The sequence below is a fragment of the Emticicia fluvialis genome (assembly GCF_024793945.1).
Lineage (GTDB): Bacteria > Bacteroidota > Bacteroidia > Cytophagales > Spirosomataceae > Emticicia > Emticicia fluvialis.
In genome coordinates this window covers 216,633-229,826 of the sequence record NZ_JANUSD010000007.1, presented here as the reverse complement: position 1 = coordinate 229,826, position 13,194 = coordinate 216,633, and the positions used below count along the sequence as shown (strand labels likewise).

General features: G+C 40.7%; 14 protein-coding genes. 7 read left to right on the top strand and 7 right to left on the bottom strand.

The features are described from left to right. Positions 1–93 precede the first annotated feature (93 nt). The 4 genes from NZ848_RS10475 (at position 94) to NZ848_RS10460 (ending at position 3,809) form a co-directional block, all read left to right on the top strand. A complete protein-coding gene (locus NZ848_RS10475; protein ID WP_259015445.1) occupies positions 94–690 on the top strand; it encodes a YdeI/OmpD-associated family protein in 597 nt (198 codons plus the stop codon). A gap of 40 nt (positions 691–730) precedes the next feature. Continuing rightward, on the top strand, positions 731–1,456 hold the full coding sequence (locus tag NZ848_RS10470) for a hypothetical protein (RefSeq protein WP_259015444.1): 726 nt from the start codon (positions 731–733) through the stop codon (positions 1,454–1,456). A gap of 30 nt (positions 1,457–1,486) precedes the next feature. Next, positions 1,487–3,193 carry a hypothetical protein gene (locus NZ848_RS10465; RefSeq protein WP_259015443.1) on the top strand — a complete coding sequence of 569 codons (1,707 nt, stop codon included), beginning with the start codon at positions 1,487–1,489 and terminating at the stop codon, positions 3,191–3,193. Positions 3,194–3,311: 118 nt separating this feature from the next. Beyond that, on the top strand, positions 3,312–3,809 hold the full coding sequence (locus NZ848_RS10460) for a GtrA family protein (protein WP_101724689.1): 498 nt from the start codon (positions 3,312–3,314) through the stop codon (positions 3,807–3,809). Between the two features lie 109 nt (positions 3,810–3,918). Here the strand turns inward: NZ848_RS10460 and NZ848_RS10455 are convergent, their stop codons facing one another. Both NZ848_RS10455 and gnd read right to left on the bottom strand, forming a co-directional pair. Next, positions 3,919–5,364 (bottom strand): gluconokinase, encoded by a 1,446-nt coding sequence (locus tag NZ848_RS10455; protein WP_259015442.1) that lies wholly within the window; start codon positions 5,362–5,364, stop codon positions 3,919–3,921. Positions 5,365–5,373: 9 nt separating this feature from the next. Next, positions 5,374–6,279: a phosphogluconate dehydrogenase (NAD(+)-dependent, decarboxylating) gene (gene gnd / locus NZ848_RS10450; RefSeq protein ID WP_253531192.1), complete on the bottom strand. Its 906-nt coding sequence runs from the start codon at positions 6,277–6,279 to the stop codon at positions 5,374–5,376. Positions 6,280–6,573: 294 nt separating this feature from the next. Between gnd and NZ848_RS10445 the strand changes: the two genes are divergently transcribed. Next, complete coding sequence (locus NZ848_RS10445; RefSeq protein WP_259015441.1) at positions 6,574–7,845, top strand: acyltransferase family protein; 1,272 nt, start codon at positions 6,574–6,576, stop codon at positions 7,843–7,845. Between the two features lie 51 nt (positions 7,846–7,896). Beyond that, positions 7,897–8,556, top strand: a complete 660-nt coding sequence (locus tag NZ848_RS10440; protein ID WP_253531186.1) for a 3-keto-disaccharide hydrolase — start codon at positions 7,897–7,899, stop codon at positions 8,554–8,556. Between the two features lie 59 nt (positions 8,557–8,615). Here the strand turns inward: NZ848_RS10440 and NZ848_RS10435 are convergent, their stop codons facing one another. After that, positions 8,616–9,098 carry a hypothetical protein gene (locus NZ848_RS10435; protein WP_259015440.1) on the bottom strand — a complete coding sequence of 161 codons (483 nt, stop codon included), beginning with the start codon at positions 9,096–9,098 and terminating at the stop codon, positions 8,616–8,618. Positions 9,099–9,618: 520 nt separating this feature from the next. On the opposite strand from NZ848_RS10435, the gene NZ848_RS10430 reads away from it, so the two are divergent. Next, positions 9,619–10,062, top strand: a complete 444-nt coding sequence (locus NZ848_RS10430) for a PEGA domain-containing protein (RefSeq protein WP_259015439.1) — start codon at positions 9,619–9,621, stop codon at positions 10,060–10,062. A 107-nt stretch (positions 10,063–10,169) separates the two neighbouring features. Here NZ848_RS10430 and NZ848_RS10425 read toward each other — a convergent pair whose 3' ends face one another. The 4 genes from NZ848_RS10425 to NZ848_RS10410 are packed head-to-tail and all read right to left on the bottom strand — an operon-like array spanning position 10,170 to position 12,964. Next, positions 10,170–11,036: a tetratricopeptide repeat protein gene (locus NZ848_RS10425; RefSeq protein WP_259015438.1), complete on the bottom strand. Its 867-nt coding sequence runs from the start codon at positions 11,034–11,036 to the stop codon at positions 10,170–10,172. A gap of 21 nt (positions 11,037–11,057) precedes the next feature. After that, complete coding sequence (locus NZ848_RS10420) at positions 11,058–11,885, bottom strand: tetratricopeptide repeat protein (protein ID WP_259015437.1); 828 nt, start codon at positions 11,883–11,885, stop codon at positions 11,058–11,060. A 4-nt stretch (positions 11,886–11,889) separates the two neighbouring features. After that, positions 11,890–12,264: a membrane protein insertion efficiency factor YidD gene (gene yidD, locus NZ848_RS10415; protein WP_253531174.1), complete on the bottom strand. Its 375-nt coding sequence runs from the start codon at positions 12,262–12,264 to the stop codon at positions 11,890–11,892. Next, positions 12,209–12,964, bottom strand: coding sequence for an outer membrane lipoprotein-sorting protein (locus NZ848_RS10410; protein WP_253531171.1), 756 nt, complete (start codon positions 12,962–12,964; stop codon positions 12,209–12,211). The genes yidD and NZ848_RS10410 overlap by 56 nt, the downstream gene beginning before the upstream one ends. Between the last annotated feature and the right edge of the window lie 230 nt (positions 12,965–13,194).

Below are 13,194 nucleotides of genomic sequence, written 5' to 3'. Positions count from 1 at the left end.
CGTGCAGGCTGTGGTTTTGCTGTTGCTTGAAACGCGCCCTTACTGCTTGCAATCTCTTAAATTACGGTTTTTAATTATTGTATTGAATTTATTATGGCTGGTAATGATTTGGCTAATGCAATGGCATTTGAGAACAGAAAGGCCTGGAGACAATGGCTTTCAGATAACCACGATAAGCACACGAGCATCTGGTTAAAGCTATACAAAAAGCAAAGCGGGGTGCCAAGTGTCATTTATGATGAAGCCGTACATGAAGCGCTGTGCTTCGGGTGGGTAGATAGTTCAATAAAAAGTGGTAATGATGATTTTTATTATCAGTTTTTTGCCAGGCGAAATCCTAAAAGCAACTGGAGCAGAGTAAACAAGGCAAAGGTTGAAAAATTGATTGCCGATGGGTTAATGACAGCACCTGGCACAAAAATAATTGATTTCGCCAAAGAAAATGGTTACTGGACAGCACTTGATGACGTGGAGAACCTGATCAATCCGCCAGATTTACAACAGGCATTAGATAATAATCCTACTGCAAAGGCCTATTTTGAGGCTTTTCCCCGGTCGGTAAAAAGAGGCATTCTTGAATGGCTGCTGAATGCAAAACAGGAAGAAACCAGAAAGAAGAGGATTCTGGAAACCGTAACACTGGCTGAAAGAAACGAACGGGCCAACCAATATACCCCAAAACCTAAATAATTGTATGGAGTTGCAAAACCGGCGGGAGTTCGGAAAAACAATGCTGAGCACAACTCTCAATTATTTTTTATTAGAGAGTTTATTTACTTCTCAGGCATTTGCAAGTTCGGTCAGGCCTGTTGCCACGCACTGGGCAAAACAATTGACAGAGATTTGTAATGACCTGAAGTTGCAAAAGATTCCACCGGTTTTGTGGCAGCAGCAGGTTGAAAAGCTCTTTAATCAGATAGAATTATCCGAGCTGTTAAAGTTTATTGATTTTGAAACCCTGACGCGTGGGTTTGATTACCCCGACCTGGGTGTAAATACCAGAATGGTTAAGTTTCCGAAACTGGATGGGCTGCCTGAAAAAACAGTTTTTATCAGGAAGATTTTTGGTATGAAAAAAGGCCGTGCTATTATTCCGCATGGGCATTCAAATATGTCGTCGGCGCATTTGGTTTTAAAAGGTGAATTTGCACTGAAGCACTATGACAAAGTAGCAGAGGAAGATAAACACCTGCTTATAAAACCTACCATTGAAAAAACGGCCGGTGTGGGCAGCAGTTCGTCTGTTTCAGACGAGAAGAACAACATTCACTGGTTTATAGCCAATACTGAAACTGCTTTTACTTTTGATGTAATAATGGTTGATCTGGGAGGCAAAGCCTACGATATTCATAATATTGACATAGCCGCCGCAGAAAAAGCAGGCAATGGATTAATAAGAGCTGCAAAACTGGATGTAGAAACAGCCCTGAAGAAGTATGGCAAGCAACATCATTGATAAACCCATAAACTACTAAACTAAACATTCATGAAAAAAAGTCTATTGTTCGCCCTTCTGCTTTTGTCGGTAGCAGGGTTTGCGCAAACGCAGTTTTCTGTAACCGCCTTCGGCCAGCAAGGCCTGCTAGACGGAAGACTGTTGGTAATGCTCTCAACAAACCCGAACCGGGAACCCCGTTTTGATATTACCGATGCCCTGAATACGCAACTGGTATTTGGCATTGATGTTGAAAACTGGAATGGCTCTCAGGCGAGAATAGTAAACAACAATAACAGTTTCGGGTATCCGAAAAGATACCTGAAAGAGGTGCCGGCAGGTGAATATTACGTGCAGGTTTTGTTACATAAGTACGAGACCTTTCACCGGAAAGACGGCCATACCGTAAAAATGCCAATGGATAGGGGCGAAGGCCAGCAATGGAATCTGGCACCGGGAAACCTGTACTCAAAACCCGTTAAAGTAAGATTTGACCCTAAAGGAGCTGCGATAGTGAAGTTAAATCTGGACCAGATAATACCTCCGGTTGAAGAGCCTAAAGATACTAAGTATATCAAACATATTAAGATACAGAGTAAAATGCTCACCGAGTTCTGGGGTAGGCCTATGTATTTGGGCGCGCATATTTTGTTGCCTGAAGGCTTTGATGAACACCCTGACGTGAAGTATCCGCTGGCTATTTTTCATGGGCATTTTCCTGAAGATTTTGATGGATTCCGCACCACTCCTCCCGATGCCAATCTTCCGAATGATTATAACGCCCGTTTCAAGATATACGGCTACAATAAAATAGTGCAGCAGGAAGCTTACGATTTCTATAAAATGTGGACAGGAAAGGATTTTCCGAGGGTAATAGCTATCGAGATACAACACGCTTGTCCGTTTTACGATGATTCGTACGCAGTTAATTCAGAAAACATCGGGCCTTATGGCGATGCTATTACCTATGAGTTGATTCCGGAAATTGAAAAACGGTTCAGAGGTATTGGTGAGGGTTGGGCAAGATTCACCTATGGTGGCTCAACGGGTGGCTGGGAGGCCCTGGCAGTACAGGTCAAGTATCCTGACCAGTACAATGGCTGTTATGCGGCATGCCCGGACCCGATTGATTTCAGAGCTTTTACAACCGTAAATATTTATGAAGATAAGAATGCGTATTGGTACGACAGTCAGTTTAAAAAACTGCCCAGACCCGGCCACCGTGATTATCTGGGGCAAATATCAGCCACGGTAGCCGAAATGAACATGCGGGAGCTGGCATTAGGCACTAAAACCAGAAGCGGCCAGCAGTTTGATATCTGGGAAGCAGTGTATTCACCCATTGGCAAAGATGGTTACCCCAAAAGAATATGGGATAAACAAACCGGAGTGATAGATAAAGAGGTGGCCAATTACTGGAAAGAAAACTATGACCTTGCTTATATTATGAAGCGTGACTGGACAAAAAACGGTGAAAAATGGAAGGGTAGAATCCATATTTATTGTGGCGATATGGATAATTACTATCTCAACAATGCCGTGTACCTGGCCGAAGAAATGTTGAAGGGGGTATCTAACCCCGCGTATGACGGAGAAGTGGATTACGGCGACAGAGCCGAGCATTGCTGGAATGGCGACCACACACAGCCTAATTATATTTCAAGATTACGTTACCACCGTATGTTTATACCCAAGTGGGCAGAAGAAGTAAAGAAAACAGCGCCTAAAGGTGTAGACTTAAAAAGCTGGAGATACTAATATTCATATTGTGGGCCAACCGCCCACAATATTTAATATGCCTTCCTCATAAATTTTTATTACTTTTGACGTTCTATTATTATTACAATAATTTAATCGAATAGTAAAAGAATTACAGGTGATAAAGTTAGAAGGCAAACTGGCAAAATATAAAGAGCTGATTTCGTATTTTTTTATCGCATGCTCTGGTGTAATGGTACAATTAATTGTAAGTTCTATTACACAGAACTTCTTTGGGTTTTCGTTTCAGCTATCAATTGCCCTTGGTTATGTTATCGCTTTTATCATCGGTTTTTTTCTCACCAAAATTTTTGCTTTTAATCAAAGGCATTCAAAAAACTCTTTTCGCGAGGGCATCAAGTTTCTGTTAGTCTCTCTTATTTCGGGTATTATAACCGTTAAAGGAGCTTACTATTGCCTGCACATTTTAAGAGAATATACCATTTTTGAAAAAGAACAGCTTGTTTTTGGTAAAAGTATTGATTTTGGAGCGCTTATTTCTCACTTTTTTGGTATGGGTATGAGCTTCGTGGTCAACTTCGTTTCGCATAAGCACTTCACTTTCAGAACAACCGGATTGTACCACAATTTCAAGCTGTTTTTTAAAGGAAATTAAGTGGATTTCTGTTTGGGTTAGTTTTTATTATTCTAGTTTCAAATTGCTCTTCAATGACTCGCGGAGTATCACTCCGCGGAACTAATGCGAAGCATCGCTTCGCAATACGTCAAAATTCATCTTTCAGTTTCTCATACAGGCGTTCAAACTTCTCATGAATACGGTGGTATTTTTCGCCCGCCTCGGCATCAGGCAAAAACACTTTTCCTTCAGCCGTTCCCCCCGCTTCTTCTGTAATTCCCAAAGCCTGCATGGCCAGTAAAGCAGCTCCCCATGCCGACCCCTCCACGGTCTCGCATACTACTACTTTTTTCTGAAAAATATCGGACACCAGCTGAAGCCAGAAGTCGCTTTTAGCAAATCCGCCGCTGGCAAATATTTCATTAACAGGCTGCTGCTCCATCAGTATTTTACCAATAGAATACACATTCAGTATCAGGCCTTCCATTACGGCTCTTACCAGATGTGCCTGTGTATGCGTAATGCTCAGGCCGAAGAAAACGCCCTTAGCTTCGGCATTCCATACCGGGGCTCTTTCTCCTAAAATATATGGCAAAAACAACAGGTCTGCGCTGCCCGTTTCCAGCTTTTGCGCTTCTGCTATTAACTGGGCTTTGGTATTTTTTGATATCAGTATCTGTTCTTCCAGCCATTGCAGCACAATGCCCCCGTTGTTGGTTGCGCCGCCTATGATATACTGGTTTTCTGAAAGGTAAAAATTAAAAGTACGCATTTTGGGGTCGGTGTAAGGCAGTGGCACGCACATTCTTACGGCACCGCTGGTACCCATTGTAAAAGCCATCTGGCCGGGTTTCATAGCGCCAGAACCAAGATTGGCCAGTGGGCCATCTCCTGCACCAATTACATAGCTGACTAACGGAAGCGATGGATTTGTATCATTTTTCCGCATATAAGTGGTAGGTACCAGCATAGGAAGCTGAGCCTCAGAAATACCAAGCATTGACAAAGCCAGAGAGTCCCATGCCATTTCTTTAAAGTTGAATAATCCACTGCCCGATGCCAGCGAATAATCAATGGTGTAATCGCCGAACAGCCGGAACCACAGGTATTCTTTAATACCGATGAACTGATGCGCACGCCTGTAAACATCCGGCTCGTTTTCTTTCAGCCACAATATCTTGCTGAAAACCGAGAACGGGTGTATGGGGATGCCCGTTCTATGATAAATTTCTTGCCCGGTTTCAGTAGGTTTTAATTGCACAGCCAAATCGGTGGCGCGGTTATCAGCCCACAGAATCAGATTGGTGAGTGGCTTACCCGTGTCGTCAACAGCAATTAGCCCATGCATGGCTGACGAAAAAGAAATGATGCATTTTTCGGCAATAGCAGGCGTTACAACTGCATGGAGTGCCTCCCTGAATGCCTCATAGATTTCGTCAGGGTTTTGCTCGCTCCAGTTAGCTTTTGGGTGGGTCATACCATAGCCACTGCTGTATTGGTTCAGCACATTACCGGCTCTGTCAAATACAACGGCTTTGGTAGTGGTAGTGCCTACATCAATGCCAATAAAATATTCTGTTACTGTGTTTGCCATTTTTAGTACTTACCCGTTCGCTTTTTCTACGGCGTGTCCGCCAAATTCATTTCTCAGAGCTGCCACTACTTTTCCGGAGAACGTATCTTCTATCTGCGACCGATAGCGCATTAATAAGGATAAAGCAATAACAGGTGTCGGCACACCTAAATCAAGCGCGGTTTCCAGTGTCCATTTGCCTTCACCTGACGAGTGCATAATTCCCTTGATCGCATCCAGGTGCGGGTCTTTTCTGAATGCGTTTTCTGTAAGCTCCATCAACCAGCTTCGTACTACCGAACCGTGGTTGAACAACTTGGCAACAGCTTCAAAATTAATATCGTATTCCGAACGTTCAAAAACTTCAAAACCCTCGGCAATGGCCTGCATCATACCGTATTCAATACCGTTATGCACCATCTTTACAAAATGCCCGCTACCGGAAGCACCTGTGTAGAGGTATCCGTTTTCCAGTGAAATATCTTTAAACACGGCTTCAACGTATTCAAAAGTTTGTTTGTCGCCACCAATCATGGTGCAGGCGCCATTTAAGGCACCGCTGGTGCCACCGCTGGTGCCGCAATCGAGGTACTCTATGCTTTTTGATTTTAAATAATTATATCGACGAACCGACTCTTTGAAGTGAGAGTTACCGCCGTCAATCACGATGTCGTTAGGAGACAGGTAATTCAGTAACTCTTCAATAACGCTGTCTACTATGTTTCCTGCCGGTACCATTAGCCATATCACTCTTCGGCCTGTCAGCTTCTCACATACCTCTTTAAGCGTATAGGCAATGGTTATGCCGCCTTCTTCTCCTATTTTTTTAACCGATTCTGTGTTTACATCCTGCGCAACTACGTCGTAGTTATGATTTCGTAAGTTAAGAGCCAGATTATAGCCCATTTTACCCAGGCCGACAATTCCGATTTGCATATATTTTATACCCTTGCAGGTTGGTTTAAATGATAAAATAATTTCAGATTTATTAATGCTTTGCAGAGAAAAGGCATTATCAGGGCAGATGACCATGATAATGCCCAAAGCTACGAAATTTTATGTTTGAGATACATAGTTAGTTAAACTGAAATAGCGTAATTGAAAAACATAGTAGTATTTAAAGGCTGTATGTCAGTAGTGTAATTAATAGTGTAATGTTTTATGTAATAATACATTGGTGTATGTATTGTTTAATCGCTAAATTGCTAAAGATAACCTACTAACATACAGATGAAACAACGCTTGACGTCACTAGACGTTTTCAGGGGCATGACTATTATGCTGATGACTATTGTGAACAACCCGGGCGACTGGGGGCACATCTATCCACCTCTGGAACATGCCGAATGGCACGGATGCACACCTACCGACCTGGTGTTTCCGTTTTTCCTGTTTATAGTGGGGGTGTCTACGGTTTTGTCAATGCCAGTCAAGCGCTTTGATGGCGTTATTTTCGGGCGGATAATTACCCGCACGCTCAGGATATTTCTTTTAGGTTTGTTTCTTAATTTCTATTCTAAAATACATATAGGTGAACTGGCCGGGGTATCGCTTATGCTGGTTCGTTTAGGCTTAACCGCCATTATTACCATAGCGCTTTTGGGCGATTATAACAGGCAAAGACAATTTGTGGTAGCCACTGCCTTATTTTTGCTGATGATTATACTGGCTTTTGTGGCAGAAGATTTCAGCACTGTTCGCATACCAGGTGTATTGCAGCGCATTGCTCTGGTGTATCTGATAGTATCGGTTTTGTATGCTACCACCGAAACCCCCGTGCATATAGCCGTTGCTTTGGTTTGTTTGTTGGGTTACTGGGCATTAATGAGTTTGGTACCTGTGCCGGGTATAGGTGAAGCCAATTTTGAAAAAGGAACTAATCTGGCTGCCTGGCTGGATAACGTCTTGCTGCCGGGGCACTTATGGAGTGTTTCCAAAACCTGGGACCCGGAAGGGATTTTGAGTACCATACCAGCCATTGCAACCGGGCTAGCAGGTGTTTTAACCGGAAAAATGCTAACAACAGCGCGCTTTACGAGCGAGAAAAAAGCATTATATCTGTTATTAGCGGGATTATCCGGTGTGGGCATTGGCTTATTGTGGAATATGGTTTTTCCAATCAACAAGGCTTTATGGACAAGTTCTTTTGTTTTTTATACAAGTGGTTGGGCTTTAATAACACTGGCCATACTATATTATGTGGTTGATGTAATGGCGGTGAATTTCTGGACAAAGCCCTTTGTGATTTTTGGCGTAAACCCAATGGTTGTTTTCTTCTTTTCGGGTATAGTTCCAAGGGCGCTTGATGCCATCAAGATTCCGCTAAACGGTAAGGCTGCCAATGACTACCCGGGTTTAATATCATGGCTTTATGATTACAACATTGCTCCTTTATTTAGCGAGCCCAAAAATGCCTCGCTGGCAGGTGCGCTGATTTATCTGCTGATATGGTATGTTATTCTGCTTTATTTTTACAGAAGAAAATTAATTTTTAAAGTTTAAATTTGTTTTTTAGTAAGTATATTTATCTATTAATCAACCTAATTATTGAACATGAAAAAAATACTGATTGCGGCCTTCGCACTTTGTGTAATGAATGCAACTGCACAGAAAGGGAAATGGGTAAAACTATTTGATGGCAAAACAACCACCGGCTGGCATAACTGGCATGGCACCGGCGTTAAAGGCTGGCATGTAATGAACGGCACACTGATGACCCACGGCAAAAGCGGAGACCTGGTGACTGACAAAGAATATGAAAACTTTGAGTTAGAATTTGAATACAAAGTGGCTCCTAAGGGTAACAGCGGTATTATTTATAAAGTAATTGAAAAACCTGAATCAAGTGCCTCATATATGTCTGGCCCTGAGTACCAGATAATTGACGACAGCGGGTATCCGGCCAAGTTGAAAGACACCCAGAAAACAGCTGCCAATTATGATATGCAGCCAGCCAACGATTTTACGGTAGTAAAACCTGCAGGCGAGTGGAACACCGGTAAGATTATTGTGAAAGATAACCACGTTGAGCACTGGCTGAATGGCAAAAAATTGGTAGAGTACGAGTACGGCAGTACCGACTGGATAGCAATGGTAGCCAAAAGTAAATTTGCTGACGCAGAATACGCCAAGCCCCATGCAAAAGGCAAAATTGCCCTGCAAGACCATGGCGATATGATTTCATTTAAATCTATTCGTATCAGAGAGCTATAAAAATAACAGAAGAGGTGGGTAAAAGCTCGCCTCTTCTGTTGTACAGCGGTTTTGCTGATTCAGAGTTTATAAGTTATACCCACTGACGAATAAGGGGCACCCAGTTCCATATATATGCCCAGCTTGCTCTGAAAATAATACCTGCCCCCCACAAATATTCCTACAAGGCCCTTTGTCTGGTTTTGTAAATAGCTTTCAGCTCTTAAACCAACCAGTATCCCGGCATAAGGGTCAAAATCTTCATTATTTGTTTGCATAGCCTGATTAATGAGCTTGCCAGCATGAAACGCGCCACGGGCACTTAAACTTACAGAACTTCTGGTGCCTCCAATATAATTCTGTGACGTAAAAGCCCCCATGGCTCCCACACTCAGATATTCGTGCACTCTGGCATCAAAAGATGCACCCACGCCAGTTCCATATCCGAAAAACAATCCGGCATTAAGGGTTTTTGGCCCGTTGTAAAATTCCTGTGCCTGTAAATTGTGTATTGATAAAAAGTAAAGAAAACTCAGCATAGCTGTGGCAATAATTTTTTTCATAATCTCAGATTTTAAAGTGGCTGATAACGGCTGGGATTATTTGTCATTTTTATAGGTAACGGCTTGCCAATTTGTTTTGTTTTTTGCATACTTGCATAAATTTATGAGGTTTAAGTAACCTCAGCATAATACAACCTTTGCTGCCTGCATAAAGCCTACAATTTGTTTATGGGTTGTTTCAGGCTTTTCGGTAAAATAAATTCTTAATCAATAGATAATATCTGAAAGGTACCCTGCTTAAAATAATTATTCAATTTTTGTAGGGGTAATGTGTTTCTTGGTTGTCTGGAAGTAGAGGCCAGATTGAAACTTCCTTGTATGTTGCTTATTGGTAATGGTTTAGTGATATAAACCTTAATGAGCATTAAAGGTAAATTGTATATATTATGTATTAATAGGTAGCCAAAGCCTCATATTACATAAACATACAAAAATGGAGACCAGAAACCATAATAAAAAACGGGGCGTTTTCCGAAAAGCCTAATGAGTAGGAGCTAAATTTTAATTATTAAGTATTACTATGAAAAGATTTTTTTTACTGGCCATTACTGGCCTGATGATGACAAGTTGCGCAACTATCTTTACCGGCACAAAAGACAGAATTACCTTTAACAGTACACCGTCTGGTGCAACAATCTACAAAGATGGCATTGAACTTTGCAAAACGCCATGTACAGTTAATGTGAAAAGAAGCCTGAATGATACAGATGTTGAATACAAACTTGATGGCTACGAAACCAGATTGATTACGCTTGATAAAGAATTTAATGTGGTTAGTGTCTTGAACCTTGGCAATTTATTGGGTTGGGGTATTGATGCGTTGTCTGGGTCGGTATTGAAATATGACAGAAAGGTATATGACATTACATTATCTAAAAACAACAAAACTGCCATGTTGAATCCAACAAGGATTGACATCGACTCAAAGAAAAACGTGGTTGAGTTGTATGTTGTGAGCAAGTAATTTGATGCAATGCCCGCTGCCGGTATTGTTATATACACCCCTGAAACTGCTAATAAAGGCTTTTCAGGGGCTTTTTTATGCAGTAAAATCTTTATATGTAAACAGATTTACTTTGAAACTACATCGAGCAGCTGATTGTAAACTTTTGCTCTTCGTTTTTTCTTCTGATTTTCTGCAATAATGGCAGCTTTATTGTAACCACCCATGTAGTATCGCTGAAACCACGGAACCATGGTAATGAAAACATCAAACCGTGCAGCGCTATTAATAGCCGTAAGTACTCCCCAGGTGATAATGCCTCCGGTGAGCAAAAAAGAATTAAAACCGTTTTTTACATCTCCGGCATAAAACTGCCCTAATCCGGGTAGAATCATACTCAGGGTCTGAGCTGTTTTAGGGTTGAGCCGACTGATTTTCTCATTTTTTGCAAACAACTCATGTATCTTCTGCTTCGCTTCCAGGTCTGTTGAATCAATCAGGCTTATAAATTCCTTTTTTGCCTCTTCGTATCGGTCTGTTGAAAAATGAAGAACAGCCGCATAAAAGGTTTTTCGTCTTTTTTGTGATTCGCTGAGGTTTTCAGGTAAGCTAAAGAGTTCTATTTCGGCATATTCAAAGTTATTGGTCAGTAAAAAACAAGAAAGTTTCCGGAACAGAATCTCTGCTTTCAGGCTATCAGTTTTTTGCTGATAAAAAGCCAGCTCATAGTAATCGGCGGCTTCTTCAAAGTTTTGGGTGGCATAGAGGCAATCGGCAATGTTTTTATAACATTGCTTTCTGAACTCCTCTTTTTTATCAAAGAAAATAACTCTTCTATAAGTATTGGCTGCACCGTCAAAATCTCTCTTTTCATAGAGCTGATTAGCAAAATCAAACGTTTCTTTCAGATTTTGAGCCCAGAGCAGGTTTGGGATTGTCAGACAAACAGTTGCCAGAAGCCTGACTATAAATCGATGTGGTTTTGGAACCGGCATAATTGATAGGGTAAAGAATAATCAGAAATAACTGTTGAATAGATTGTCAATACGATTTCTGAAGGTCTGCCGGCTTTTTTTGTTGTAATTTTTAGCAGAAACCACCGAGCCATGAATATTGCCCAGATAAAAGCCCAGGCCAACGGTGCCATATATCCAACCGCGAGTACTGTTTACACCGCTTTTATTAAATCCGCGGATGGACTGAAAAGCCATAGTGCCTACAAAAAACATAGAAACGATGCCGTCTTTCCAGTCTTTGGCATAAAAGCGGCCTGTACCCGGCACCACCGCCGACATGATACCTGCCAAAGCCGGGCTTTTGGTTTTAACTTTAACAGCCTGCGCCGCCAGTGTTTTATAATCATAGGCCAGTTGGTGGTCGTTGTCTTTCAATGTTGCCAGTATCTCATTGGCTTCTTTATAATCGTCCTTCAAAATCTCAGCCGTAGCTTGCAAAATCACTTTATCTGGCTTAGATAGCCTTTTGTTAATTGCCCAGAAGTTTCCGGCCGTTTTAAAGTCGTTCCTGAGTAGTAAAATTCTGCTATATTCAATGGCAGAAGGTGCGGTCATCAATGAAAGGTCAGGGTATAATTGTCTTCCGCGGGCCACAGCGTCATCAAGTTTGCCTGAGCGCCTGTACATAGTTAAAAGTGAAGTTTTGAGCGAGTCATTCTGCGGTTGCATAAAAGTCAGGCGTTCAAACTCTCTTGTAGCTAATTCATATTGACCGGATTTAGAGAGATATTCAGCAAATTTTTTTGAATTATCGTAGTTATAAAGGTCTTGGGCAGAAATATGTATGAATCTTAGAGAGAACCAAAAAAATAATAATAGTCTTTTCATCAGGTTAGGGTTTATCAATCAATAACTTTGCCTTCATGTCAACTTCATACTTGGTCGGGCTTAATCCGTTGCAACGGGTAAGTCTGTCCATCGTTCTGACACCTCCCATTACCAGGCCATATTTTTTGACAGACAAAATTCCGTACTCAGAGCAAGACGGCGTGAATGTGCAAGAGGTCATGTCCTGAGAAGAAAAAAAGGTTTTATAAAACAAAAACAGCCCTGAAAATAGATATTGTACCTCGTTTTTATTGCCAGTAGCCTCTTTATAGGTTTTTTTAGGTGGTTGTTGCATAACCCCTCTAAGCAGATTTATTTCATCTTTACTTTGGGCTTTTACCAGACCCGGGCAAAGCAGGAACAGGCAGAGGGTAGTCATAAATATTATCTTCACCACTTTCGTCAATTTCAATATTTTTAAAGGTTGTCTGCTGTATTTTTTGAGTCCCATCGGCGTTGTATGAAATTTGAGTAATTTGTTTTGGGAAAATTACACCATTTATATTGTCATAATCTTTAAAGAACTGTTGACTTAATAGTTTGCCTTGTAAATCATAAAACGCAATGGCATCTAATTTTTTATCAACATTTGCCATTTTTATCTTACCCATAAGTTTTATTAGTTTTTTTTCGGCAACTTCCCAGGTCGTAATTACTCTGCCATTTGCGTCTTTTTCAACTTTTTGTACTTTGTAAATTTTTGAAGTATTTCCCTGGCTTAGACCATAATCTGATAACTTGCCGGAAAGTGAAAGATGAAAAATGGTAAATTCATTTACCAGCAAAGTTCTCTGCTCATTTTTGATTGTTCCATTATTGTCAATTTTGTATAAAATGGTATCTTTAATTACAATAGTTTCTTGACTAGGGAATGATAACTTGTAAACCAATTTTTTAGAAACAATACTGTAATATACTTTACCAATGGTCAATCCGTAGGTATTTTCAGTATGTTTGTCTTTTATTGAAATATCAGCCTTTATTCTATAAGATTTTTGTGAGTAAAGATAGGTTGTTGAGAATGTTAAGACAATTACCCAAATCGCAGAAACACACACTTTTTTATTTATACATTTCATATAATCATAACATTACAAAAATTTGAAAAAAGAAATCTCTGATTGATTGTATAGAATTTGTGAAATTAATACTTACAAATGCATCTTCAAACTTTTAATGTACAAGAAATAGTGTATTCTGAATCAGAAATGACAATGAATTTATTTAATTGTTTTTCATTTACAAGAGTCAATCGATTAGCTGATAAATTTTCATCAGCTAATCGATTGACTCTTATAGATGCTCTTGA